This window comes from Acetobacter sp. P5B1, from assembly GCF_018811985.1.
GTDB classification, from domain to species: domain Bacteria; phylum Pseudomonadota; class Alphaproteobacteria; order Acetobacterales; family Acetobacteraceae; genus Acetobacter; species Acetobacter cerevisiae.
Window position 1 is genome coordinate 19507 of sequence record NZ_JACRVS010000008.1, and the last position, 26073, is coordinate 45579.

Genomic DNA, 26073 nt, shown 5'->3' on the forward strand with positions numbered 1-26073 from the left:
GGGTTGCCAGACCCGGCGCCCCCGGCTAAACACCGCGTCAAGGCGCACCCGTAGCTCAACTGGATAGAGCACCAGACTACGAATCTGGGGGTTAGGAGTTCGAGTCTCTTCGGGTGCACCACTTCCCTTTTTCAATTTGAAGCACTTTAAATTTTCAGACTATTTGTCTGGGATTGTGCATCACTGATCCGCTTTTCTCTGCCTTACAGAGACAGGCTGGCTTAAGGGATTTCCCGCTCAGCGGGTTATTTTTCCATTTTCTATAAAATTTCCAGAAAACCTGACTATCTGCATGCGTCTTTGCGGGATTCCGGGCAGCGCGGCCAGAGAGCACACTGAGTTATGTGTCCTGACCTTCTGCCAGACACAGCGCCAGATGCTGCGTGAGCAACGCGCGTAACGCACCGGAGCCTTCGCGCTGATAACGGTCATAATGCTCCCGCCAATGTTTCCCCATTTCCGGCGGCAGGGTGCTTGCCTGTAGGGCGCGCATGCCGTTCAGCACTTTTCTTTCAATCTGCGCCATGGAGCGCTGCGGAAAGTGCAACATGCAGAACCCGGCTTCCATCATCAGGCGGGTGTGGTCCTTCACACTATCGACCTGTTCCACAAAATGGTTGCCCTGCCCTGTTGTCAGCCCGTACCCGGTGCGGAGCGCGACCTTTGTGACCTCCTGCCGCATGGCGGGCCACACGGCACACTCTGTTTCAGCCAGTGATGGGCCAAAGGCTGTCAGCCGATAAGGCGGCGTGCTTGTGACCAGTGCCGCCTGTGCCCAATGGAAGACCAGAAGCCGGGCCTGAGGGTCCGCCAGCACCCGGGCGAACTTTTCGCCCGCTTTTGGGCCAGTATGGCAGCAGGTGATAAATTCATCCGCGTCCACAAAGAAGATCCAGTCTGGCGGGTTGGCATCATGCCGCAGGTAGGTTTCTGCAAACTGTTGCAGAGCCTGCATTTTTGCAGCCTGATAATAAGCGTCCTGATAGTCCTGTGCGTAAAAAACATCGGCCTGAGGCGCATCTTTTCGAAAAAGCTCAATTTCCTGCGCTGTACCGTCTGTGCTGTTGTTATCCAGAATAAAGAAACGCCGGAAACCCAGCCGGTAATGATGCCGTAAATTCAGCCCCAGAATATCGGCTTCATCTTTCACCAGCATAAGCAGGGCAGCATGCCGCAAGGCGGGAATGGTGACGTCTGCTCGCACCTGCCAGCGTGGGCCGGCCCGCAGCGTATCAAACGCGCGTTTTGCGCGATGATTCAGGCCATTCAGGAAGTCCACCAGTCCCGCATTCGTGTTCATCTGGGTCTTTACATCCGCATTTTATACTCTGTGTTTGAGTCTAACGGGTTTACACTGGAGGGGCTATCCTTTTGCAGCCTTCTGACAGGAGCAACAAGAATGAAAAAACTTCCTTTTATGGCACTGGCGCTTTGCCTTGCGACCCCGGCTTTTGCACAAAGCACGCAAACCACGGCAGATCTGGTCAACACAGTCAAATACCGCCACGCCTACCAAACCATGACGGAACTGCCTGACTGGGTTACAAAAGCCGCGGCTGTTTCTGCACCGGCTGAAACGCTGAAGCAGAACGGCAAGACCTATCTGACAGGCCATCTCTGCAAACCGCATGACTGCGGCGACCATCAGCTTGATGTTGTGTTCTCAGAAGATGGCAAAGCGACATGGGGCCTGCTGTCCCGCCGTTACGGCAAAACGCTTTACCAGCTGCCGCTCGGTGAGCCGAACACGGAAACGCTCGCTGTGCTCACGGCGTCTTACCACAAGAACAACCCGGACGATCCGGCAAAATAACGCCTTATATGGGCAATGACCCTGTGTGATCATTGCCCGCCGGCTTAGCTGCTCCTTACCGGGATACACGGCATGGAGCGGGCATGGAGAATCTGGCAAACGCCGGAAGCGCCTGCGCCATCACTGGCGACAAGCTGTGCCCGATACATGGCTTTTCCGGAAACGGAGACTGATTGCACAGTCGGCGTTGCCTGCATGGAGCGAGATGCGAGAACACGGTTTACACTTTCTGCTGTACGCCGCGCTTCCGCATAGGATGCAAAAGCCCCCACCTGCACCGTGCCACCCTTACCGGTATGCGGTTTTTGCAAAGATCGGGTTGCAACCGCAGAAGACAGCATCGGGGCACGGCTGGCCCCGGCGGACGAAGAAGAGGAAGCCGGCAGCCTCAACACATGCGCAGAAGACGATGCGGGCGACGTGTAAACAGCATTTTGCACCCGGCCTGTTTGATTGCGGGATGACGACGCAGACATGAAAGAAGCGGGCATGACGCGAGCCGGTGGCAGGCTGGCCTGCGTAATGGCAGTGGACTGGGTTACAGGGGCAGAGGATGCTGTCTGTATGGGCGCTTCTGTTTCGTAAGATGAAGAACCAGCCGCAAACTGTCCAACATTGGAAGTGCCCGTATTGGCCACCATTTGGGCCTGCGCCGGAACAGTGGACGCATCGGCCTGCGCCACCGCGACAGGTGCCGGACTGCTGGCCTCGGGCACCGGGTCGGGGTGGGGAATGTCGCGGTCCATCAGGCAGGGCGCAGAGGGATCATACGCGGCATCCGGGTCTCTCAGGCAGCCATCGGCAGTACGGGAGAGATCGGCCTTGGCGTAATAGGCCTCGGAAGACGCAACCTGCGTTGTGCTCTGGATAGGCACAGGCGCCCACTTGCCACGCACGGCCACGCCACCGCCCAGATGCGGCGTAATGGCGGCCACGTAATTCACCGTTTCATCCGGCAGATGGCGGCCATTATTCAGGTAATCATCCACCCGGTCCGGCCCGGCATTGTAGGCGGCCAGAAAGCCCGGTGCGCCGTAGCGGTCATACATCAGGCGGATATAGGCGGCCCCGGCCTGAATATTGTCCTTCGGGTTATAGGGGTCGCCCCCCAGACCATACTGGCTCTGCATGTCCGCATAGGTAGCGGGCATGAGCTGCATCAGCCCCATAGCCCCTGCCCCGGACGTTGTCAGGCCGCCATTGAGATATTGTTTACCGCCGGATTCCTGCTGCATGACCGCGCGGATCCACGTCTCGGGGAGAGCAAAGCGTTTGGCTGCCTGCCGGATATACGGCCCCCAGGGGTCTTCCGCCGGACCGGGGGCACGATAGGCCGGATGCGTGGTCTCGACGGTGCCCATGTCGTAAATGGCGTCCGGGTCATACGCGGCATTGGGGTCATACACAGCGTGATAGGAACCGGCCTGCGCGGGCAGAAAACCTCCTGCCCCCAGCCCGAGCGCTGTCGCCAGCACGCAAAGTGAATGTGCTTTTGGTGTTCGACTCCGCACAATCTGCCCCTTATCCCTGCGCCACCGGCTCTGTTCTGCCGCCTGACGCGCCTGTTTTACCCTACGCTCCGCTAAAAACCTTCAAGTGACCCTGACATCAGGGATGATGCTGTTAAGGTTACTATTATGTCATTTTAATGAAAACGGCTCTTCTCCGCCTCTTACACTCAAACGTGAGTCAGCCTCTTACAGACTTGCACGTTACGCATAGGACCTTCCCGTTTTGGGGATTAATCCTGTCAAAGAGACGATCATGTTTATTCAGCCTCTCGTGCCTGCAGGTCACTCTCTGGTTCTTTCCTTTCTTCTTGCCGCCGCCCCTATTCTCACCACGCTGGTCCTGATGGGCGTGCTGAGGCGCCCCGCATGGCAGGCCACGCTGGGCGGGCTGATTGTGGGGGTCATCATGGCCCTTGGCGTCTGGGGGCTGCCGGTCTCGCTGGCCCTCGCCAGTATCAGCAACGGCGTGATTTTCTCCTTCCTGCCGGTGATGTGGATTGCGCTCTCAGCGCTGTTTCTCTTCAACATCGCCATGGAAAGCGGGCGGTTTGACGCCTTCCGGCAATGGATCATCACCCATCTGCCCAATGACCGCCGGATTATGCTGGTGGTGCTGGGGTTCTGCTTCAGCGCCGCGCTGGAAGGGGTTGCCGGATTTGGCACACCTGTCGCGATTACCAGCGCATTGCTGATCATGCTCGGCTTTCCCGCGCTGGAAGCCCTGACCTATGTGCTGATCTTCAACTCCGCCCCGGTGGCGTTTGGCGGCCTTGGTATTCCCATTACCGTGCTGGCTTCCATTACCGGCCTGCCCGCCGATACGCTGGGGGCGACCATTGGCCACCAGATTGCACCCTTTGCCTTCTTTATCCCGTTTTATGTGATGGTACTATATGCGGGCTGGTCCACACTGCGGCAGATCTGGCCGGTGCTGGTAGTGGCAAGCGGAAGCTTTGCGCTGACACTGGTGGTTGTATCCAGCTGGGTGACATACAGCCTAACCAATGTGCTCTCCTCCTGCGTTTCCCTTCTTGCTACCATTGCATTTTTGAAAATCTGGCAGCCGACGCCTGACCCGACCCACGCCATTGACGACCGTATTCTGCAACAGGCTCCCCGCAAGGCTGGCGACTGGAACGGCCCACACTGGCAGGGCTGGATTCCGTGGATCACAGTCGTGCTGGTGGTGATTGTGTGGGATTCCCTGCACATTGCCAAAATTGGCGCGATGCCCATCCACTGGCCGGGGCTGGACCATCAGGTCTTTATCTCGCTGTATCAGAAACCCTATGCAGCAGTCTGGAACTTTGAACCTCTGGGTACGGGCACGGCCATTCTGGTTTCCGCCCTGCTGACAGCCCTGTTCACCTGCCTTGCTCCGCGCAAAATCTGGGCAGCGCTGGTCACCACTGCACGGCAAGGCTGGCTGGCCGTGGTGACGGTCGCCCTGACCATCGGGCTGGCTTTTTTGATGAACTATTCCGGCATGACCTACACGCTGGGATACGCCGTGGCTTCCACGGGGGTTCTGTTCCCGTTCGTTTCCGTTTTCCTCGGCTGGATTGCAGTCTTTTTGACAGGCAGCGATACGTCGGGCAACGCGCTGTTCGGCAATTTGCAGGTGGCAGCAGCACACCAGCTCTCACTGGACCCGGTGGTCTTTGCCTCCGCCAACTCCTCCGGCGGAGTGATGGGGAAAATGATCTCCCCGCAGAACATCACCACGGGCGTGGCCGTCACGTCCCTCAAAGGGCAGGAAGGCGTGGTGCTGGCCCGCACCTTTAAACACAGCCTGTTCCTGACCATCTGCCTTGGGGTGATGGTCGCGGTGCAGCAGTTTATTATGCGGTAGGGCGTAGGATGGCATAAAAAAAGGATCATCCCTTTCAGGATGATCCTTTTTCGTCTCCCAGGAACATCTCAGGGCGGTCTTACGGCCCAGATCTAGTCTGATAGTCTTAGAATTCAACTCCTGCCTGGACCTGAAAGTTCCGACCGATAATCGCATCCCAGTAGCGGTTTGTGCTGCCCTGGTACGGATACTGCGGCTTGGCGTCGAACACGTTGTTCATCACGAAGCTGACATTGTAGCGCTTGGCGAAAGTGTAACCGATGGTCGTGTTGAACATGAAATACTGCTTCATGGTGTTGTTGGGGTACACGCCATCAGCAACCTGCAGCTTATATTTTGCTTTGCCGTAATACATCATCTGCCACTGCACAAATAGCGGACCACGCATGTAGTTGAAGTTGGCCGTGAAATTATCACGCAGGTCAGAACTGGTGCCCAGATAGTCATACTGGCTGGTCAGAATAGTGCCGTTATGGATAAAGCCGTGCTTATAATTCACGGTCGTCTGGATTGCTCCGTCATTTTCAGACAGGCCAACAACGGTAAGGGGCATCATGTAAGACAGGTGCGCCTGCAGACCACGATAATGCTCGGTGCCGATGTTGTAAAAGCCTTCCTGATAGCTCTGATTAATCTGCCCGCTCGCATCACGAGAGAAGGAACTGCAATACTGGTTGGGGTAAGACGTAGAGTCATAGCAAGCCGCCATGATGTCTTCGATACCCAACTGCGCAATTTCATCTTTAACACGCACGTCATACAGATCTGCGCCCAGTGTCAGACCACGCACCCAGCGGGGCTGAAAAGACGCACCTGCCGTAAACTGCTTGGACTGCTCGTTCTTCAGATGGTGGTTACCACCAGACAGACCCTGCACTGTAAATTTGTTGATGTTGGACTGGAAGCCAGCAGGCACACCCGCTTTCTGACAGTTCATACGACGCGCCACTGGGTTTGGCCCGGAATTGATGGCCGTGGCGTCACACGGATCGGTCCCCGTGTCGAACACGGTCGAGTTCGGCATATAGAGTTCCGTAATGGACGGAGCGCGGAACGACGTCGTGTAGTTACCGTGAAAGACAATATCACGCACCGGCGCGTAAGAACCGCCACCAGAATATGCCCAGAAACCGCCATTTGCACTGTTGTTAACGTAGCGGCCCGACCCGGTTGCCGTCAGGGCATACACACCCGGAATGTTCATCTGAGGCGAAACCAGCGGAATCATCGTTTCACCATACGCTTCATTGGTATGGTAAGAGCCGCCGACACCCATGACGGGTACGGTGTTGCCGTACTGCTGATAACTGCCGTCAGACATCAACTGACCACGGTAAAAATTGCCCGGGTTGAAGTCCATGCCTTCAAAGCGGTGCTCATATCCGATGTCATATGTCCAGTCACCGGCAGGAAGTTTTACGACCGTGCTTCGCACATCTGCGTTGAAATCCCACTGCTGGTTGATAGATTTGGTGCGTGCGTCCGTCTGGATATAGTCCGAGGCTGCTTTGCTAGCCTGATTAACACCTATCGGGTTGAGCGGTGAACAGGTGGAGTTCAGAGACGGATAAGCGGCGTTAGTATACCCGGAAGCACAGACAATATTACCGGAACTGTCCTGCACCGCGTTCAGCGCATTGATGTAGTTCTGCGTCAGGATCTCACGCTGCGTGGTGGATGAGCGATACTGACCATATTCCGCGCTGCCTTTCCACTCGAATTTGCGACCAGCAAAATGAAAATCACCCTGCAGACCGCCCACAAACCGGAACAGGCTTGTATCGGTGGTATATTTTCCGGTGTAGTAATCGGTATTAGCACGGGAGAGATAAAACTGATCTGTCGGCAGACCGGCTGCCTTCAGGTCGTTGATAATGGTCGTACGCTCAGCAGACGTCAGATACGGGCTGTTGGTACTGATCGGCAGGGCGCCATTCCCCTGCGTGACGTCGGTCATGGCGTCATCAAACATCTGCGTATTGTAGTACGGCTGATCGGCCATGTTGGACACAGAAGAACGGACATACCAGCCTTCAAACGATGCACGGAGATGTTCCGTAATATCGTAATGGCCAAGCAGCGTAAGGTTCAGTCTCTGCTGGTTAGTGATCAGGTTGTTATAGTTGCTGATCGGGAAACCATTATTTTGCGCTTTTGTGCCTGTAGCCGTCAGACCATCACCCGTAAGTTTACCATACGTGAGCGGCACCAGAGATTTACCGTCCTGGCTAAAAACCAGCGGCTGCCCTGCAGAGTTGGTGATGGCGGTGCCGATGTCCTGACCTTTATAGTTCGGGAGGTCATAATACGCGCCGGACATAGAGGGCACACCTGCCGTGGTGAACGGCATATAGTAGCGACCACCATGTGCCAGATCATACCCGGTGCCGGCAGCGTTACGCACATACTGCGTGCGGTCATCACCTGCGCCGACCCAGTTGGCGCGATCTGCATTGGTCATACCAAAAGTCTGGTTATATTCGGTATCAAAAACGATGCTGCCACGGTCATGGTCAAAATGACGCCCAACCTTACCTGCCAGACGGTAACTAATGGCGTCCTGACGCTGACTGAAACCGGTCTGGCCGTCCAGCTTCACGCCCTGATAATCATCATCCAGCGTAAAGTTCTGCACACCGGCAATGGCATCAGACCCGTAGACCGGCCCGCCCGAACCCACAACTGTTTCAACTTTCTTGATCAGGAGGCTGGGGATGTTCCCGATATCAACGGGAGACCCCTGCACTGCACCAAACAAAGACGCTGTTGCGGATGAGACGAAGCGACGTCCGTTGACCAGTGTCAGAGTACGTTGCGAACCAAGATCAAGCAGATCACCATAAGTCTGACCCGCGCCAAAATTACCATTCTGCGCACCGAGCGGGCTGTTATCAGGCACACTGTAGTTCGGATTTTCCCGCATCAGAGCAAGACCGAGGTTAGTGTAGCCACGGGCCTGAATCTGATCCGCGCCCAAATCCATGGTTGCCATAGTGTTGGTCAGGCGGTTTTGCAGCAGCCGGGAGCCTGTAACCGTGACGTTCTCGGTATTGGATTCCGTGCCGGCGCTGACATCTTCAGCCTGCTTGAGAACCTTGGAGGAGACTGACTGCTGATCAGAAGTGGCCGCTTTAGTCTGAGCAACCGGCGCAAGCGGGGTAGTAGCCGCCGGATTGACGGTTGCAGCAGGCGCTGCCTGCGCCACGAGGGTGCTCTTTGGGGTGGCTTTGGACGTGACTGATTTAGGTAGAGATTTTTTGGCTTTGCCCGCTTTACCTGATGTTTCAGATGCAACTTCCGCTGCCGTCCGGGCATCTGCTGCATTGTTTAATACAGGAATACTAACAGTAAGAACCGGCAAAACATACAGTAGGGAAAAGGACAGGGAAACGCGCCCCTTTTTGCTCTGCCCGTGTTTCGTCAATCTGCGATGTCTCTGCACCATCAAATTCGTTCCCAAAGTGTAAGGTGTGAAATAATTTTTAAGCTCGTAATTTCTTAAAAACCGCCTTTCCGTGAGGTCGGGAAGCCCCAAAATAGAAGTGGGTAATATTTTGCACCAGAAATGATACATTTTCGACACACTTCTCCCCATTCATTGCATAGAACGGGATTTAGGTATGCTAATACGTCATCACTCACCTCTTTTTAAAACAACGCCCCTGTAAGAATTTGAGTCTAAATTTTTAAGAATTGTCAGGAAAATCAACCGTTCGCCACGTAAAAAGGCTCTGAGAGCAGAAGAGTCCGAGTCTTACCTCCTCGTAACCCAAACCCGCTTTGCTCCTTCCTCAGTCTTGCATGAAGAACATTCCAGAACGAATCTAAGCGCATCCCTCTCCTCTCATAGAACGCGAAAATTCACCCTCTTCCGCAAACAGAGACGCCACAGCAGCTGGAGTGCGAGCGTGCAGAACTGCGGGGGCGGGAGAGCGAATTTTTCACCCTGGAAGGCTTTGTGAAGACTGTATTTCAGCGGGTTAAAAGAAGTTATCAACACATAAAACATACGGATTAAAAATTAGATGTCTCTTTATAATATCCCCCAGTATTCACAATTTTTCTAAATATTAGTATACATTGCTCACATTATGATTTTTATAAGGATTATCGGTTTGCGTTCTGTTTTTTCTATGAGCAGTCTTGCCCTGACTGGTCTGCTTCTGTGTGGATGCGCAACGGAATCCTCGCGCACGCTGCCTGTTCCTCCGGTTGCAAGTGCCCAGACGCCTTATAACGGGCCGCGTGTGGCGATTGCGGCGGGCAAGTTTGCCAACCGCTCCAATTACATGAACGGCATTTTTTCAGACGGGATTGATCGTCTGGGCAATCAGGCCCGCACCATCCTGCTCACACGCCTGCAACAAAGCGGTCGCTTTAACGTGATGGACCGCGATAATCTGACGGAAGGCCGGCAGGAAGCCGCGTTCCTCAAGCAGGGCCAGAGCATTCAGGGCGCCAATTATCTGATTACCGGTGACGTGACGGCATTTGGCCGCAAGGAAGTGGGCGACCAGCAGCTGTTTGGCATTGCAGGCCGGGGCCACAAACAAATTGCCTATGCCAAAGTCAGTCTTCAGATCGTCAACCCTCTGACCTCACAGATTGTCACGTCCAGCGAAGGCGCTGCGGAATATGCCTTGTCTGACCGTGAAATTATCGGTTTTGGCAGCACCGCCAGCTATGATTCCACGCTGAATGGCAAGGTGCTTGATCTGGCCGTGCAGGATGCCGTCAATCATCTCGCGCAGCAGGTGGATGCAGGGCAGATCCGGTAAGGCGTTCAGCCCTCCGCCTCTGAAAACGCGTCTCTCAAAACTGGATTTTATCGCTTATGGCTTTGTCCAAAAAAGCACTGGCGGGCCTCGGCCTGCTGGGCTGTCTGGCTGCATGTTCCAATGGGAGCAAAACCCCGCCCCTTTATAGCTGGCAGGATTTCCCCACCCAGCAATATCTGTATCTGAAAGGGCAAACCGACCCGCAGGCCCAGATTATTGTTCTGGAAAAGGATGTGCAGAAAGCACAGGCCAAAGGGCTCGCGCTACCGCCGGGCTTCCACGCGCATCTGGGCATGCTCTACGCCACCACTGGCAGGACAGATCTGGCCCAGCAGGAATTCAGTCAGGAAAAAACGCTGTTTCCTGAATCCGCAACCTACATGGATTTTCTGCTGAACAACCTTGGCCAGAAAGCGCAGCCGTCCTCATGAAGCTCTCTCACCTTGCCCGCCTGTGCCTCTGCGCCGCCCTGCCGTTGATGGCCACGGCCTGCAGCACCACGACTGCCAAAGCACCAGACTACACCGCTTTCCGCTCCGCCAAACCGCGCTCCATTCTGGTTCTGCCGCCGGTCAACCACACACCGGATGTGAATGCCTCCAACGGCCTGATTGCACAGATGACGCACCCGCTGGCCGAAGGCGGCTATTATGTGGTGCCAGTCGCGGTGGAAATTGAAACCTTTCGCCAGAACGGGCTGGATACGCCCGATGACATCATGCAGGCTCCGGCAGCCAAATTGCAGTCCGTTTTTGGGGCCGATGCTGCGCTGTACACCACCATTACGGCCTATGGCTCCGTCTATCAGGTTCTCAGCAGTAATACGGTTGTCACGGCCACATCCAAACTGGTGGACCTTAAAACCGGCAGCGTTCTATGGAGTGGTTCTGCCACCGCGAATAGTAGTGATGTGGGCGACCCGCAGGTGGCGGCCGGGGGCATTATTGGCCTGCTCGTCACCGCTGCGGTCAAACAGGCGGTGCATAATCTGACGGATCAGAGCTTTGATGTGGCCCATGTGGCGGCGGAACGTCTGCTGCGGGTTGGTCCGCCAGACGGGATGCTTTATGGCCCGCGCTCCGTGAAATACGGCACGGACTAAGCAGCCCCCGATAGCGTGCAGGCATTTTCTGCGTGCAGGCACAAAAAAACCGGGAGAGCCATCAGGCCATCCCGGTTTTTTTAACTCTCAGACCTGATGGAAATCAGATCCCGGCAACTGGCTTCAGCACATGCACGGCGGCAGGGGCGGCCAGATGGTCCTTCACGCTGGCAATCAGCGTCTTGAAGTGCGGGGTTTCCATATGCTCGTTCAGGGTCTGGCGGCTGGTCCAGCGCTCCACAAACACAAAAGTCTGCGCATCGTCCTGATCCTGCTGCGGCACGTAGGAAATGTTGCCAGCTTCCTTCAGGGTCGGGGCCACGCAGGCTGCCATGGCAGCCCCCACGATTTTCTCTGAACCCGGCTTAGCTTTCAGAAAAGCAACAACTGTAATGTCTTCACTCACGTCGTTTATCTTTCACTCAGATCATTCTTAAAACATGGCCAGACGGTTCGGGGAGCAAACGCCCCTGCCCGTCTTACCAGGAACTTTGCGAGCCACCGCCGCCGGAATCCCCTCCGCCGCCGCTAAAGCCGCCGCCACCTCCACCGGATGGGCCACCGCCCCGACCGCCGCCACGACTTTGCAGAATGGCGGAGAGAATGTTGAGGCCAAGGTTGAGGAAGAAGCTCCATTTTGCACTCCGCTCGGCCTGCACTTCCGGCGGCACATAGCCCCCCGGATAGAGTGCTGCGCGACGGCGGGACCGGCGGATCAGCCAGATGGGCAGCGCGACAAACAGCAGCCCCAGCACAACCAGACCAATCAGCGCCTCCATGGCATCTGTCTGGGAATCCGGCTGTTGGGCAGAGGCATTCCCGCCAATGTCGGCAGGGTCTGCATGGGTCAGCTCAGTGGCCAGCGCATCCACAATACCGTTGATGGCCTGTGCGTAATGGCCTGCCTGCAAATCGGGCTTGGCAGCCTGCAGGATGTCATTGGTTTGCAGGTCGGTCAGCACACCTTCCAGCCCGTAGCCCACCTCAATGCGGGACTGACGGTCCGGGATATCCAGCACGATCAGAAGGCCGTTATCCACGCCCTTTTTGCCAATGCCGGTCTTGTGGAAGGCCTCGTTGGCATAGAGGCTGATATCCTCCACATGGCCGGGCAGAGAAACCAGAATCTGCGGGTTGCCCGGCACAGTCTGGGAGAGCTGATAGAGCTTGTGGGAGAGGGCCTCGTTCTCATCGGCTGAGAGAACATTCTGCGGGTCCGTCACCCACTGCCGCAGCAGCACGCCATCATCCGCCCATGCCGGGGCGGCAAGGCCCGCCCCCAGCCCGCACAGCACCAGCCCCAGAAGAGAGGCCAGCCCGAACGCACGGGCACGGGCCATACGCGCCAGAAAACCAGCCTGCATCACGGGCTGCGAAGCGCGGAACGTGGGGAGGTGATCCTGCCGCATGGTGTTATGCCTCAACGCGCTGGTTTCAGTGTTTGGAGAAATCAACAACCGGCGGGGTCTGGGCTTCCGGGGAGGCCTGATAGTAGACGCGGGCATGGTAGCCCATGATGCCTGCTACCAGATTACCGGGGAAGTGCATGACCGTCTGGTTATAAGACAGAATGGCCTGCTGCAGACGCTGGCGCGCTACGGTAATGCGGTTCTGGGAGCCTTCCAGCTGCACCATCAGGCGGGTGAAGTCCTGATTGGCCTGAAGCTGAGGGGACTGTTCCACAACGGCGTTAATCGCGCTGATTTCCTTGGCGTTACGGGTCTGGGCTTCCAGAATTTTCTGCTGGAGGGTCGCGTTGTCCACGGTGCGCGGGTCAATGCGGTTCAGCGGGGTTTCACCAGAGCGGGCAGCTGCGTAGTCCGTCAGCGTGTCATGCTCGTGCGTGGCGTAGCCCTTCACGGTGTTGACCAGATTGGGGATGAGGTCCGACTGGCGCTGCACTTCATTCTGCAGCTGGCCGGTCTGTTCCTGCACGTTCTGGTCTGCCGCCATAAAGCGGTTATAGCTGGACCCGAAAATAAACAGCAGGCCAACAATCAGAATCGCGGGGATGAGAAGCTTCTTCATCTAGGTCTCCTTAGTAAACGCATCAAAACAGATCCGTTTCAGGGGACGCAAACCACCCCTCACGGTTCCGTGTGTTGTTTCTCTTTACGCGAAAACGCTCCGGGAAAGCGAAATATTTCCTTCTCTATAAAAAGAGAGCGCAAAAGCCGCCTTGCATCTTGGAGGGAGAGGCCGCGCCCTTTATAACTCCCGCCATGATTATCATTACCGGTGGCGCCGGTTTCATTGGCTCATGCCTTCAGGCTTCCCTCGCCCGCCGCGGGGAGGAAACCGTGGTGGTGGACTGGCTGGGTTCTGACCTGAAATGGCGGAATCTGGCAGCCCATGCCCCGTCTCGCGTTGTGGCACCGGAAGAGCTTGAGGCTTTTCTGGCCACAAACCCGAAGGTGGACGCCGTGTTCCACATGGGTGCGATCAGTGAGACCACGGCGCGCGATGCCGACCTTGTCTGGCGGACCAATGTGGCGCTGACGCAGACGCTGTGGGACTGGTGCGCGCGCACGGACACACGCTTTATCTATGCGTCCTCCGCCGCCACCTACGGCGCTGCCGACAAACCAGAGCTGTTCTCCGATGATCCGGCAAAGCTCGACCAGCTCACCCCGCTCAACCTGTATGGCTGGTCCAAACACACCTTTGACCAGCATGTGATGGCCGGGCTGAAAAAGCACGCCCCGCAGCCACCGCAGTGGGCCGGGCTCAAGTTCTTCAACGTCTACGGCCCGAATGAATACCACAAGGGCAAGATGATCTCTGTGGTGAAGGTGAAGTATGACGAGGTGAAAGCCGGCAACCCGGCCCGCCTCTTCCGCTCCGACCGCCCGGACATTGCCGACGGCCAGCAGATGCGTGACTTCATCTGGGTGGGTGACGTCGTGAATGTCATGCTGTGGCTGTATGACACCCCCTCCGTCTCCGGCCTGTTCAACTGCGGCAGCGGCATTGCCCGGTCCTATCTGGATCTGGCGCATGCAGTCTGTGACGCTGCCGGGTGCGAACGTCGCGTAGACTTTATCGACATGCCGGAAAGTCTGCGCGGACAATATCAGTCCTACACGCAGGCGGACCTCACCCGCTTGCGGGCCGCTGGCTATACCGGCACGTTTACCACGCTTGAAGACGGTATCCGCCAGTATGTGCAAGGCTACCTTGCCACGGGTAACCCGTATCTCTGATCCCCTCTGTCCGGACATCCTGACGCATGCTGCCAGTTCTTCTCTTTCCGCAATTTGACCCGGTGCTGGTGCATCTGGGGCCACTGACGATCCGGTGGTATGCGCTGTCCTACATTATCGGCATTGTGCTAGGGATTTCCCTGCTGCGCAGGCTGGTGCGCCTCACCCCGCGCGCCGCCACGACCGATCAGGCCGATGACTTTCTGGGCTGGGTGACGCTGGGCGTCCTGCTGGGCGGTCGGCTGGGTTATGTGCTGTTTTATCAGCCGGGCTATTACCTGACGCATCCGCTCTCCATTCTACAGGTCTGGAAGGGCGGCATGTCTTTCCACGGCGGGGCGCTGGGCGTGATTATCTCCATGGCGCTGTTTGCCTGGCGCTACAAAATCAGCTTTCTGGCGTTTGCAGACCGCGTGACCGTAGCCGTACCGGTCGGGCTTGGGCTTGGCCGCATTGCCAACTTCATCAACGGGGAACTGTGGGGGCGGGAAGCACCGGCCAGCCTGCCCTGGGCAATGATTTTCCCCGATGCCGGGCCGATCCCGCGCCATCCGTCCGAACTGTATGAAGCGCTGACGGAAGGGCTGCTGCTGTTCCTTGTCATGTTCATGGCCTCTCGCAAACAGAGCGTGCGGGAACGCCCCGGTTTTCTGGCCGGACTGTTTCTGGCGGGCTATGCCTGCGCGCGCAGCTTTTGCGAGTTCTTCCGGGAGCCGGATGCGTTTCTGGGCTTCCTGCCCGGAGGGGTCACCATGGGTCAGGTTTTGTGTGTGCCTATGCTTGCGGCCGGTGTGGCGCTGATGCTGCACGCCCGCCGGAGCCCGGTTTATGCCGGTCTGCCTGACCCCGTCCCGGACACCACTCAGGGCCCCAGGGCCTGACGAGGCCCCGCGTCATGCCTGCGCATCCTCCTGCTCCCGACGGGCTGCCGCCACAACGGCCTGCGTCGGAACATGAGCCGCAGCCAGAACGACTGGATGCCTTCATGGCGCGGGCCAATGCGCGGTATTACGCCACGCATCCCCTGCTGACTGACTTTATTACTGCGCCCGAAATCTCGCAGGTTTTCGGGGAGCTTCTGGGGGCATGGGCCGCCACGGTCTGGGTCAGCATGGGTCGCCCGGAACGGGTTGTGCTGGCAGAAGCCGGACCGGGGCGTGGCACACTGATGGCCGACATGCTCCGCCTGATTACCGCCCGTGTGCCTGCTTTTGCGCAGGCGCTTGAGGTGCATCTGGTGGAAACTTCACCGCTGATGCAGCAGGCGCAGGCGAAAGCCCTCGCGCCTTTTGTGGCCCGCGTTCCGGGCCTCTCCCCGACATGGCACACCACGCTGGATAGCCTGCCGGACGGCCCGCTGATTCTGGTGGCCAATGAGTTTCTGGACGCGCTCCCCATCCGCCAGTTTCTGCACACCGACGAGGGCTGGCAGGAGCATTATGTGCAAAACGGCGCGTTCTGCTGTGTGCCCTGCCCTGCCCCCAGCCTGCCGGATGGCCGGACGCTGGACCCGGATTATGTGGTGGAACTGTGTGAACCCGCTTTGGACATTGCCCGCCTGCTCGGGCAGCGTTTTGCCCGCACGCCCGGTGCCGCGCTGTTTCTGGATTACGGCCATAATTCCCGCAGGACCGGAGACTCTCTGCAAGCCCTGAGCCATGCCCGCCCGGCCAAACCGCTGGAAGCCGCAGGCGAGGCTGACCTGACAGCCCATGTGGATTTTACCGCCTTTGCCGCTGCGGCTCGGCAGGCTGGTGCGGCGATCTGGGGGGCTGTCACACAAGGGACGTTTTTACGTGCTTTAGGGCTGATGGAACGTACAGAACAACTCGCCGCCCACGCCAGCCCGCAGGATGCGGCTGACCTGCGCAGCGGCGCACACAGACTGGCCGCACCGGAAAAGATGGGGCATCTTTTCCGGGTTATGGCCCTCACCTCTCCCTCGCTCCCCATGCCCCCCGGCTTTATGAAAGGACCGGCTGAATGACATCCGGCCAGACCGCTCCCACACGCCCATCCCCCTTGACCAGCCCGCTGCTGGCCCCGGCCCGGCATGGCTTTTTTACGCGGGAAGGCGGCGTGTCCACCGGCCCCTATGCCAGCCTGAACTGCTCCACCCGCGCGGGGGATGACCCGGCCAATCTGGCCGAAAACCGCCGTCGCGTGGCCGAATGCCTGAATGTGGCACCAAAGAAGCTGCTGGGTGTGACACAAATCCACTGCCCGCGTGTGATTACGGTGGAAACCCCCTGGGCACCGGGAGAAGGCGAACAGGCCGACGCTATGGTGACGCGCCTGCCGGATGTGGCACTGGGCGTAATTACGGCGGATTGCGCGCCGGTTCTGTTTACCTCAAAGGACGGACAGACCGTGGGGGCCGCCCATGCGGGCTGGCGCGGAGCACTGGCCGGAGTGCTGGAAGCCACGCTGGAGGCCATGCAGGCACTGGGCGTGAAACCCACCGATGTCCGCGCCGTGGTTGGCCCCTGCATTGCGCAGGAAAGCTATGAAACCGGTGAGGACATGCACGCCGCCATCACCTCGGCCGACCCACAGGCCGCCCGCTTTTTTACCCCCGGCAAACCCGGCCATTATCAGTTTGATCTGGCGGGCTGGTGTGTTTTCCGGCTGGAACGGGCAGGTATTGGGCAAGTCGCGGCCCTTGGTGTGGATACACTGGCGGACGAGAAACGGTTTTTCAGCCACCGGCGGCGTACGCTGGCCGGGGGTGGCCCCATTGGCCACCAGATTTCAGTGATTGCGACAGGAGTGCAGACCAGATGAGCGGTTTCTTCCGCCACACAGCCCTTCCTCTTTCGGGCCTGATCCTGCTGAGCGGCTGTATTGATATGCCACACCCCTTTGCCAACCCCGGCAAGGAAGCCACGCGGCTGGCGGCCAATGCGCCTCCGTCCCGGCTGGATATCCCGGTCCCGACCGATAGCCAGCTGTCTCCTGATGCCGCCAAACTGTGGACCAAGGATGTGGCAGCCGAACTGCTACAACAGACCATTCCGGCCATGGCCCAGCCCGTGCGCCCCGGTGACTGGTGGCTGAAAATACGGGCCGATGTGCGCGGTGACCAGATTGTGCCTGTCTATATGGTCATGACGCCGAAGAACGAAATTCGCGCAACCCAGGAAGGTGAGCCGCTTCAGGCCCAGCTCTGGGCGGCAGCGGACCCGGCCACACTCAGCCTTGCCGCGCAGGACGCCGCCCCCAAGGTCGCCTCCGTGCTGACGGGTATTCAGGCCGATGATATGGAAAAAGACCCGCACAGCCTGAAGCACCGTGCAGCCCGCGTGTATTTCAAAGGGGTGCAGGGTGCGCCGGGCGATGGCGATATCTCGCTCAGCCGCGCCTTTGCCGCATCCTTCCGCAATACGGCGGACACACTCCAGAATGCGGCGGAAAACGCGGATTTCTCCGTGGCCACTACCGTCAAACTGACCCCCGGCCCGGCTGGCACCACGGGCCATCCGCAGCAGCATATTGAAATTGTCTGGCGCGTTGCAGACAAAAACGGCAAGGAAGCCGGGGCCGCCACGCAGCTCCATGATATTGAAGCCCACTCACTGGACGGCTACTGGGGCGACATCGCAGTCGTTGCCGCACAGGAAGCCGCCGGCGCTGTCCGCCAGATTATCGACCGCTATTCCGGGCGTGATAACGCGCCGCTGCCGCCGCCGGCTGGTGGGAAAGACCCGCAGAAAAACAAGAAAAGTTAAAAAGCAGGGCTTATTTTAGGTCAGGCGGGACAAGTGGGGGGCACAATGGATGTCACAGAACAGGCCGGTGTGGCGGTGGTCATACCGTCATACCGTGTGCGGACATTTATTCTGGACGTTATCAGCCGTATTGGCCCGGAAGTTTCCGCCATTTATGTGGTGGATGACTGCTGCCCGGAAGAAAGCGGTCGGTATGTAACCGCCACCTGCCAGGACCCCCGCGTGCGCGTTATACAGCACGCCACCAATCAGGGCGTTGGGGGCGCTGTTCTGACCGGCTATCAGGCTGCCATGGCCGATAATATGGAGATCATGATCAAAATTGATGGCGATGGTCAGATGGACCCGGCGCTGATCCCCACCTTTATTGCCCCCATCCTTGCGGGATACGCTGATTACACAAAAGGCAATCGCTTCTTTAATCCGGAAGACGTGGCCAGCATGCCGAAAATCCGTTTGCTGGGAAATGCAGGCCTGTCTTTTCTGACGAAATTCTCATCCGGATACTGGAGCATTTTTGACCCGACAAACGGCTATACCGCCATCCACAAAGATGTTGCGGCGTTACTGCCCTTCGACAAGCTGAGCCGCCGCTATTTTTTTGAAACCGATATGCTGTTCCGGCTGAATACCGTACGCGCCATTGTCAGAGATATTCCAATGCGCGCCCATTACGGAGATGAAGTCAGCGGGCTAAATATCAAGAAAGTGTTCTTTGAATTTTTCTCGAAAAATATTGAAAATTTCTTCAAAAGAATTTTTTACAATTACTATCTGCGCGATATGTCGGTCTCTTCCTTTGAATTGCCAGCCGGCATTTTGCTGATCCTTTATGGATGTGTTTACGGAGGGCTGCATTGGTTTTACAGCCTCCAGCGTGGCACTTACGCGTCTGCCGGCACCGTCATGCTGGCCGCTTTGCCCATTATTCTGGGGATCCAGTTCCTGCTGGCCTTCCTATCCTATGATATCCAGTCCGAACCCGGCCGAAATGGCGCAAGAAGCCTTCGTTGCCTGACACAACGCCCTTATTCTGGAAAACTGCCATGACAGACATATTTTTTGCCATCCTTTGCGTCATTGGCATCTCCATTGGTCAGATCCTCTTCAAGATCAGCGCGAATGGCTTCAATAAGGCCGGAAGCTTCATGGACCCGGGCGCCCTGAGCGTCCTGCTGGTCGCTCTCATCCTGTATGGCATTACGACAATAGGCTGGGTCTGGCTGTTGCAGCGCTCAGAACTGGGCCGGGTTTATCCTTTCATGGCACTGGCTTTTGCCATTGTCCCGTTCCTCAGCCACTTTTTCCTGCATGAAAATTTCAGCTGGCACTATGCCGCCGGGGTCTTTTTGATTGTCGCTGGCATTCTTGTGTCTCTGGGCCAGAAATTATGACCATCCTTCGCTCATTTCATCATCTCTCTCCAAAATTTTTAGTTATTCTTTCAGCTCTTTTCATAAGTTTTTTCTGTTTTCTTGAAACAGGCCTTGTCCCTCCCCTTCAGTCACCAGATGAGCGCGACCATCTCAAACGCGCTTACTGGCTCGCACAGGGAGAATTTTTTCTAAAAACCCCGCCCGGTCAGGCCTCAGGCGGGTTCGTCGATTCAGGGCTGGAAAGTTACATCGACTATCTTTCCAAATATGAGGGGCATCCTGAAAAAAAAATCGCGAAGAATGACCTGATGACGGTAAGCCAGTTTCAATGGACCTCCCGGAAAGTCTTCACCGTCGCGCCGGGAACAGGGTATTATTTCCCGGTTATTTATACACCGCAGGCCATCGGCCTTCTGGCCGGCGAGCTAATGCACTTGTCCATTGACCGGTCCTACAGGCTTGCCCGCCTGCTGGCCGCAGTCTCCGCTGGCCTTATTACTATTATCGCTTTTGCAATTTACCCGCCCAATGCTCTGGTTCTGGCCCTTCTGGCCATCCCCATGACGCTGTTCCAGTCTGGCGCCGCCAGTCTGGATGGCATGGCTACGGCGGTTTTGTTACTGGCTCTTTCTACGTTCTGCCAGATCACACGCCTTAGGGAACAGGCACCGCCTGCTCTGCTGGCTGTTTTCACTATTTCTGTGGCACTGGTCTCTACATGCAGGCTTCATGCCCTGCCTATACTTCTTCTGCCCTTCATAGTCTGGCTTTATACCCGGAAAAAGACTGTCCTCTGGCAAGCTGTGGCCTGCTCTGCCTTTTCAATTGGATGGACAATGCTGGCCATGAAGATGACGGTCAGCTCTCCGTCTCAGGGCTCTTTTGCCTCTGGAAAACTCCTCGGCATTTTTCTGCACCCGTTCCATTTTGCCCATCTGCTTTTCAACACCGTGACAGATCCCGATAAGCAGAGTTTCTATATTTACTCTTTTCTTGGCATTCTGGGCTGGCTGGATACTCTGTTTCCGGCGCGTTTTTATTTTACGGAGAGCCTGCTTCTGCTGGCCACAGCGCTGTTTGCCATATCCTGGAAAAACCGGCGTGAGACCTGGCAAATATCAGGCATTCTGGCTGGCATGGGGCTTACCTCCTTCCTGCTGATCTTTACCGCTTTATATCTCGCCTGGACCCCAATAAATGCCTCAGAAATTGACGGCATTCAGGGACGATATTTTCTCATTCCGGCTCTGTTTTTAGCTTATGCTTTAGGGGAAATGAAAATAACGCCCCGGTCCCTCTGCGCATTTTCCCTGTTTCTTGTCGTCTTTCTTTTCTCTGCTCACGCCATGATCCCCGTTCTTTTGACGCGCTATTATATCGGGTTCTAAAGTCTAAAATGCTTAGGTAATTTTATACTTTCCCAGACAAACAGAGAGACTGAGGCCCATTCCTGCGTCCGACGCAGATCGGGAGCAGGCCCCGTCAGGAAGACCTGACGGGCTTAAAACAGCCTTTAAAAATTTCTCAGGACCCAGAGGAGTCCGGAGAAACCAGCACACATCCGCTCAGACGGCGGCAGGCAGCTACTGCGTCTGTGTGGGATAGATTCGTCAGGCGGGCGCGGTAGAGGCGGCCTTTTTTGACCTGCACGGCAGCAACCTGTGCCTTCGCACCAGACAGCGTGGCCTGATTACGGGCCTGCCCTGTAGCCTGCTGCGCCATGGAGGCCGTGTTGAACGCTCCCACCTGAATGGCCCAGTTCCGTGGCTCCTGCGCGCGGGCTTTCTTGCTCAGCAGCGGAGCGGGCTCTGCCATGGCCGGAGAGACCAGATGGAAAGAGCGACTACGGCTCGGTGTAGCGGCAGGTGTGACAGCGGCAATACGCAGCACGTGGGGCTGAGCCGGAGCAACCGTTGCCGGGGTTGCCGCAGCCTGCGCCTCGTCCCCGGCATCCTCCACCGGTTCAGACGCATCAACCGCCTGCGCCACCTGCACCGGCGCTTCAGACGCGCCGCTATTTGCAGAACCAGAACTTGCAAGGCGCTGCGCCCAGACGGAGCTGACATCATTGCGCGTAGAAGACGGTGTCGTGGCGCGAGAGACCGGATGCCAGTCCGCGCCGTAGGACGGGGCATCGGTCGTGCTGCTGTCTGTTGCGGCTTCCGCCACCTGCACAGGCTGGCTATCCGTCGGCAGGCCAGACTGCCTGCGCTGCCACGCCGTGCGGACGGAGCTTGTTGCCGTATTGGACTGCACCGGCTGATACGCCAGAGCCATGCTATCATGACTGGCCACCAGCATATCCGCCTGAGAGCGGTTCACCGGCCAGATACCCACAATCCGGCGACCAATGGAGGCCACATAGTTCCGGGTTTCACGCGGCAGAGTGCGGTTACGCGTCAGGAAATCCTCAAGCCGTCCGGGGCCTGCGTTATACGCCGCCAGAAAGCCGGGGGAGCCATATACGTCGTACATCTGCCGGATGTAGGCCGTGCCCGCCATGATGTTGTCATGTGGGTCAAACGCATCATCACCCAGATTATAAGCGTAGCGCAGAGCATCATATGTCGGCGGCATCAACTGCATCAGGCCCATCGCACCGGGCGCTGAGGTGACAAACTGGCCATTGTGATACAGGCGACCACCGGATTCCTGCTGCATGACGGCACGAACCCATTCTTCCGGCACGTCAAACTTTTTGGAAGCTTCCTGAATATACGGTCCCCACGGATCTTCCGGCGGGCCGGGCGGGGCGTAGTAAGACCGGGCGTGGGCGCGATACTGCTCAGCTTCTTCCGCTACCGGAATGGACGGAGACCCCGTACCGGGCTGCCCGGCACAGGCAGCCAGCAGCGCCAGCAGACCAAGAAGAGGGGACGTCCGCACAGCACGACGCAGCACCTTGCGCCGCTGCGGGGCAAGGGTCTGATAAAAACGGAAGGGGGGTCGTCTGGATGTCATGGATTATATCCGCCCTGCCCACGCGAGGAGACACCACCGGCCAGCCGGGGATTCTCCTGAGAGTATATGGAAAGAATCTTCTCTAAGTCTCTATAACGCCAGCCTGTCTCATGCAACAGATCATCCCGGCTTCCGCCGCACTTCCGCCCGACTTTTCCGCCAGAATATGCGTCTTGCAGGATAGCCCGGGAGTTGCGGGCCGCTGCGTGATCGGATAGGCGAGAGGGCATGATGGTCAGTTCCGGTTCCACCGAACATACAGGCTTTACAGCCCCTGCCCCGCCCGTTGCGGCTGGCCCGAACGGGTCCGGCCCGCTGGAGTCCGCACCGCGCGCACGCTCACGCGTGGTGATGGCCTGCAAGGATATTGCGGATGGCTTCCGGCTGTGGCGTCTGGCGGCGACGCTGGGCTGGCTGGATATCCGGCTGCAATTCAGCGGGTCCACACTGGGGCCGTTCTGGCTGACGCTGACAACGGCAATCATGATCGGCTCCATGGGGTTGATCTATTCCCAGCTGTTTCATCTTGTTCTGAAAGATTACCTGCCTTACCTCTCAATTTCGATAATTCTATGGCAGACGGGCCTGTCCGCCCTGATTCTTGAGAGCTGTTCGACCTTTACCCGCGCCACGGAAACCCTGCGCTCGGTCAACATGCCCTACACGGTGCAGGCCCTGCGAACCATGATGCGCTGCGGCATTGTCTTCAGTTACAATCTGGTTGTGCCGGTCGTTGTCTTCCTGATTTTTGGCATCTCCCCCGGAGCCGATGTCGTGCTGGCCCTGCCCGCCCTGCTGCTGTGGCTGGTGGATAGTGTGGCGCTGTGCCTGCTGCTGGGCTGTGCGTGTGCGCGCTTCCGCGATATTCCGCCCATTGTGGGCAGTATCATGCAGATCATCTTCTACATCACGCCCATTATCTGGGAGCCCAAGCAGGTCGCCGGGCACGCGTGGCTGCTCTATTTCAACCCCTTCTATTCCCTGCTGGAAATTGTGCGCCGGCCGTTCCTCGGGCAGATTCCCTCCGCGATGTCCTGGCTGATTTCCGGCGGCATTAGCGTGGTGTTCTGCCTGCTCGCGCTGTTTGTGTTCTCCCGCTCCCGCAGCAAACTGGCGTTCTGGGTATGAGTGGCTCCGTTTTTGACGCCGGGCGGGTTGCCCCCGGCACCTCCTCCATCAGCATCCGGGATCTGTCGCTCGACTTCCCGATTTTTCATGGGGGCGCGCGCTCCCTCAAGAAGCTATTGTTCAAGCGCGGCAAGGCGGCTCTCACCAATTCCCGCAGCCTGCGCACGGGTGGCGAAGTGCGGATGGACCGGCCTGATGGCGGCCCGGTTTATGTGCAGGCGCTGGATGATGTCTCTGTAGAGATCCGGGCCGGGGAACGGGTTGGGCTGATTGGCCATAATGGTGCCGGCAAATCCACCCTGCTGCGGGTGATGGCGGGCATCTACATGCCGGATGCTCCCAACGTGCACATTCGCGGGCAGGTTGCGGCCCTGCTGGATGTGAATTCCGGCATGAACCCGGAACTGACAGGGCGTGAAAACATCACTCTGATGGGCCGCCACAAAGGGCTAAGCACGGCGCAAATCCGCCAGCTTGAGCAGGATGTAGAAGAATTTGCCCAGCTTGATACCTTCCTTGACCTGCCTGTACGGCTCTATTCCTCCGGCATGATCGTGCGTCTGGGCTTTGGGCTGGCCACCGCCATTACCCCGCAGATTTTGCTGATGGATGAATGGTTCATGGCCGGGGATTTCCACTTCCGGGAACGCGCGGAAAAGCGCCTGTCTTCCGTGGTGAACAATACGGATATTCTGGTCATTACCTCCCACGCGCTGGATGTGCTGGAAGAATGGTGCACCCGGCTGATCTGGATGGAAGGTGGGCAGATCCGCCTGGATGGCCCGACCGCCGAGGTGATGGCCGCCTACCGTGTGGACATGCAGGTGCCGGACGACAAAGCCTGAACAAACAGGAACATGCCGTGCTTTTACTCAAGCCTTTTCTGATTTATCTGGCCGCAGGCTTTGCGGAAATTGCCGGATGCTTTGCCGTCTGGCTGTGGCTGAAGGAAGGCCGCTCGGCATGGCTGCTGGTGCCCGGCCTTGTCAGCCTGATTGTCTTCGCCCTTCTGCTCACCCGTATTGAGTCGGACTCTGCGGGGCGAGCCTATGCGGCTTATGGCGGGATTTACATCACCGCATCGCTCATCTGGATGCGCGTGGTGGAAGGGCGCACCCCGGATAAATGGGAGTTACTGGGTGCGCTGATCTGTCTGGGCGGGGCATCCATGATCCTGCTGGCACCCCGAGGCACCTGAGCCGTTAGTCCCCTACCCGCCCTCGTGAGCGCAGGCAGGGGAAACCGGCTTTACATGCTGATGACGTAAAACAGCGTCGCGGCAATCGCGATGGTGATGGGCAGGGTGAAGATCCATGCCAGTGCGATTTTGGTCAGCATCTTCGGGTTAATGCCGCTGCCAGAGCCAAGCATGGTCCCGGCAATACCCGCCGTGATGATGTGCGTGGTTGAGACTGGCAGGCCGGTATAGCCCGCAGTGGCAATCAGGCCCGCGCCGACCAGTTCGGCGGACGCTCCCTGTGCGGGGGTGAGGTGTGTGTTGCCAATCTTCTCACCCAGCGTGTGCACAATCCGCTTATAGCCAATCATGGTGCCAAGGCCGAGGCACAGAGCGCTCAGCAGACGCACCCACCAGGGGGCGTATTCCACGGTCGGGCGTAGAATGCCGCTGATGTCTTTGGCACTTTTCTTGTCCGCGTCAGATGCCTGCGTGCTGGAAGATACAGACTTCAGGCCAGCCAGAACCTCATAAATATCTGCGCGCAGTTGAGAGGCGACAACGTTGCTCGGATCGGTTGCCTGAAGGCGCGCGACGGACGCCAGCGCTTCTTCCCGCAGGCCGTCATGGTCATACTGTTGCAGCAGCGGAGCAGCGATAACCGCCTGCGGGGCAATCTGCGGGATGTGGGAACCAGCGTTCGGGCTGAGTGCGAACGTGGCGGGCAGGATGCCGATAATGGTCAGCATGATCAGGCCAATGCTCTTCTGACCATCATTGCTACCGTGGGAGAAGCTGACACCCGTGCAGGTGAGGATCAGCAGGCCACGCACCCAGCCATGCGGGGGCTTTTCACCCTGCGGCGGCTGATAGAGTTCCGGGTCCTTCACCACATGCTTCAGGATGAAATACAGGCCGCCCGCGCCGACCAGACCGAGGATGGGGGAAACGGCCAGTGCACGCAGCACTTTCCAGATCTGGGACCAGTCCACACTGTTGCCCAGCCCGCGTGTGTGCAGGAACGCATCCCCAATGGCCACGCCAATCAGCGCGCCAATTACGCAGTGGGAACTGGAGTTTGGGATCCCGAACCACCAGGTCACCAGGTTCCAGGCCAGCGCCGTGCCGAACAGGGAGATCAGCATCGGGATGGCCGGGTCTCCATTCGGAGGAGACAGCACGTCTGCCGGCAGCAGCTCGACCAGCCCGTAGGCCACGCTGATGCCGCCCGCCAGCACGCCGACGAAGTTCATCAGGCCGGACCAGATGACGGCTACGCGCGGCTTGAGGGAATGGGTGTAGATGACCGTGGCCACGGCGTTGGCCGTGTCATGAAAACCGTTAACAAATTCAAAAACGCAGACCAGCAGAAAGCAGGTGGTCAGCGCCAGGATGGAAAGCACCGAATACGGAGCAAAATGAAGCATGGGAACCAGTACCTGTG

The 26073-nt window shown here is 57.8% G+C and carries 24 protein-coding genes and 1 tRNA gene; 17 read left to right on the forward strand and 8 right to left on the reverse strand.

All coding sequences use genetic code 11. The features are described 5' to 3' along the window. The first annotated feature begins 44 nt into the window (after positions 1-44). Positions 45-121, forward strand: a tRNA-Arg gene (locus tag KP703_RS07305). A gap of 219 nt (positions 122-340) precedes the next feature. Here KP703_RS07305 and KP703_RS07310 read toward each other — a convergent pair. Then, positions 341-1300, reverse strand: a complete 960-nt coding sequence (locus tag KP703_RS07310; RefSeq protein ID WP_215754323.1) for a glycosyltransferase family 2 protein — start codon at positions 1298-1300, stop codon at positions 341-343. 99 nt (positions 1301-1399) lie between these two features. Between KP703_RS07310 and KP703_RS07315 the strand changes: the two genes are divergently transcribed. After that, complete coding sequence (locus KP703_RS07315) at positions 1400-1813, forward strand: Ivy family c-type lysozyme inhibitor (RefSeq protein WP_215754324.1); 414 nt, start codon at positions 1400-1402, stop codon at positions 1811-1813. 44 nt (positions 1814-1857) lie between these two features. Here the strand turns inward: KP703_RS07315 and KP703_RS07320 are convergent, their stop codons facing one another. Next, on the reverse strand, positions 1858-3288 hold the full coding sequence (locus KP703_RS07320; RefSeq protein ID WP_373687450.1) for a lytic transglycosylase domain-containing protein: 1431 nt from the start codon (positions 3286-3288) through the stop codon (positions 1858-1860). A 289-nt stretch (positions 3289-3577) separates the two neighbouring features. Here KP703_RS07320 and KP703_RS07325 point away from each other — a divergent pair, with 289 nt between their 5' ends. After that, positions 3578-5176: an L-lactate permease gene (locus KP703_RS07325; RefSeq protein WP_215754325.1), complete on the forward strand. Its 1599-nt coding sequence runs from the start codon at positions 3578-3580 to the stop codon at positions 5174-5176. A 106-nt stretch (positions 5177-5282) separates the two neighbouring features. Here KP703_RS07325 and KP703_RS07330 read toward each other — a convergent pair whose 3' ends face one another. Continuing rightward, a complete protein-coding gene (locus KP703_RS07330) occupies positions 5283-8381 on the reverse strand; it encodes a TonB-dependent receptor domain-containing protein (RefSeq protein ID WP_215754326.1) in 3099 nt (1032 codons plus the stop codon). A 910-nt stretch (positions 8382-9291) separates the two neighbouring features. Here KP703_RS07330 and KP703_RS07335 point away from each other — a divergent pair. Genes KP703_RS07335 through KP703_RS07345 form a run of 3 tightly spaced genes read left to right on the forward strand, consistent with a single transcriptional unit; the run spans position 9292 to position 11056 of the window. Continuing rightward, positions 9292-9954, forward strand: a complete 663-nt coding sequence (locus tag KP703_RS07335) for a CsgG/HfaB family protein (RefSeq protein ID WP_231874808.1) — start codon at positions 9292-9294, stop codon at positions 9952-9954. 56 nt (positions 9955-10010) lie between these two features. Continuing rightward, positions 10011-10385, forward strand: a complete 375-nt coding sequence (locus tag KP703_RS07340; RefSeq protein WP_082782891.1) for a DUF4810 domain-containing protein — start codon at positions 10011-10013, stop codon at positions 10383-10385. Beyond that, on the forward strand, positions 10382-11056 hold the full coding sequence (locus tag KP703_RS07345; RefSeq protein WP_062142163.1) for a DUF799 domain-containing protein: 675 nt from the start codon (positions 10382-10384) through the stop codon (positions 11054-11056). The genes KP703_RS07340 and KP703_RS07345 overlap by 4 nt, the downstream gene beginning before the upstream one ends. 103 nt (positions 11057-11159) lie before the next feature. Here KP703_RS07345 and KP703_RS07350 read toward each other — a convergent pair whose 3' ends face one another. The 3 genes from KP703_RS07350 to KP703_RS07360 form a co-directional block, all read right to left on the reverse strand. Further along, complete coding sequence (locus KP703_RS07350) at positions 11160-11462, reverse strand: putative quinol monooxygenase (RefSeq protein WP_215754327.1); 303 nt, start codon at positions 11460-11462, stop codon at positions 11160-11162. Positions 11463-11535: 73 nt separating this feature from the next. Beyond that, entirely contained in the window at positions 11536-12465 is a 930-nt protein-coding gene (locus tag KP703_RS07355; protein ID WP_215754328.1) for a YgcG family protein, read from the reverse strand. A gap of 25 nt (positions 12466-12490) precedes the next feature. Next, on the reverse strand, positions 12491-13084 hold the full coding sequence (locus KP703_RS07360) for a LemA family protein (RefSeq protein WP_043549582.1): 594 nt from the start codon (positions 13082-13084) through the stop codon (positions 12491-12493). Positions 13085-13278: 194 nt separating this feature from the next. Between KP703_RS07360 and rfaD the strand changes: the two genes are divergently transcribed. From rfaD to KP703_RS07400, 8 genes are all read left to right on the forward strand, one after another. Next, positions 13279-14259, forward strand: coding sequence for an ADP-glyceromanno-heptose 6-epimerase (rfaD, locus tag KP703_RS07365; RefSeq protein ID WP_215754329.1), 981 nt, complete (start codon positions 13279-13281; stop codon positions 14257-14259). Between the two features lie 26 nt (positions 14260-14285). After that, a complete protein-coding gene (gene lgt, locus KP703_RS07370; protein ID WP_215754330.1) occupies positions 14286-15140 on the forward strand; it encodes a prolipoprotein diacylglyceryl transferase in 855 nt (284 codons plus the stop codon). Positions 15141-15244: 104 nt separating this feature from the next. Continuing rightward, complete coding sequence (locus KP703_RS07375; protein ID WP_252353914.1) at positions 15245-16246, forward strand: class I SAM-dependent methyltransferase; 1002 nt, start codon at positions 15245-15247, stop codon at positions 16244-16246. Next, positions 16243-17043 (forward strand): peptidoglycan editing factor PgeF, encoded by an 801-nt coding sequence (pgeF, locus tag KP703_RS07380; protein WP_215754332.1) that lies wholly within the window; start codon positions 16243-16245, stop codon positions 17041-17043. Before KP703_RS07375 ends, pgeF begins: the two co-directional genes overlap by 4 nt. Beyond that, positions 17040-17987: a hypothetical protein gene (locus KP703_RS07385; RefSeq protein WP_215754333.1), complete on the forward strand. Its 948-nt coding sequence runs from the start codon at positions 17040-17042 to the stop codon at positions 17985-17987. Before pgeF ends, KP703_RS07385 begins: the two co-directional genes overlap by 4 nt. A gap of 45 nt (positions 17988-18032) precedes the next feature. Beyond that, positions 18033-19037: a glycosyltransferase family 2 protein gene (locus KP703_RS07390; protein WP_062142170.1), complete on the forward strand. Its 1005-nt coding sequence runs from the start codon at positions 18033-18035 to the stop codon at positions 19035-19037. Then, positions 19034-19381 carry an EamA family transporter gene (locus KP703_RS07395; RefSeq protein WP_062142171.1) on the forward strand — a complete coding sequence of 116 codons (348 nt, stop codon included), beginning with the start codon at positions 19034-19036 and terminating at the stop codon, positions 19379-19381. Before KP703_RS07390 ends, KP703_RS07395 begins: the two co-directional genes overlap by 4 nt. Next, a complete protein-coding gene (locus KP703_RS07400; protein ID WP_215754334.1) occupies positions 19378-20751 on the forward strand; it encodes a DUF2142 domain-containing protein in 1374 nt (457 codons plus the stop codon). The genes KP703_RS07395 and KP703_RS07400 overlap by 4 nt, the downstream gene beginning before the upstream one ends. 136 nt (positions 20752-20887) lie before the next feature. Here the strand turns inward: KP703_RS07400 and KP703_RS07405 are convergent, their stop codons facing one another. Next, entirely contained in the window at positions 20888-22324 is a 1437-nt protein-coding gene (locus KP703_RS07405; RefSeq protein WP_215754335.1) for a lytic transglycosylase domain-containing protein, read from the reverse strand. 228 nt (positions 22325-22552) lie between these two features. Between KP703_RS07405 and KP703_RS07410 the strand changes: the two genes are divergently transcribed. Genes KP703_RS07410 through KP703_RS07420 form a run of 3 tightly spaced genes read left to right on the forward strand, consistent with a single transcriptional unit; the run spans position 22553 to position 24650 of the window. Continuing rightward, a complete protein-coding gene (locus tag KP703_RS07410; RefSeq protein ID WP_252353899.1) occupies positions 22553-23452 on the forward strand; it encodes an ABC transporter permease in 900 nt (299 codons plus the stop codon). Further along, positions 23449-24297, forward strand: a complete 849-nt coding sequence (locus tag KP703_RS07415) for an ABC transporter ATP-binding protein (RefSeq protein ID WP_062142175.1) — start codon at positions 23449-23451, stop codon at positions 24295-24297. Before KP703_RS07410 ends, KP703_RS07415 begins: the two co-directional genes overlap by 4 nt. 17 nt (positions 24298-24314) lie before the next feature. Beyond that, positions 24315-24650: a YnfA family protein gene (locus KP703_RS07420; protein WP_043549575.1), complete on the forward strand. Its 336-nt coding sequence runs from the start codon at positions 24315-24317 to the stop codon at positions 24648-24650. A gap of 50 nt (positions 24651-24700) precedes the next feature. On the opposite strand, the gene KP703_RS07425 is transcribed toward KP703_RS07420, so the two are convergent. Next, complete coding sequence (locus KP703_RS07425; protein WP_215754337.1) at positions 24701-26056, reverse strand: inorganic phosphate transporter; 1356 nt, start codon at positions 26054-26056, stop codon at positions 24701-24703. Between the last annotated feature and the right edge of the window lie 17 nt (positions 26057-26073).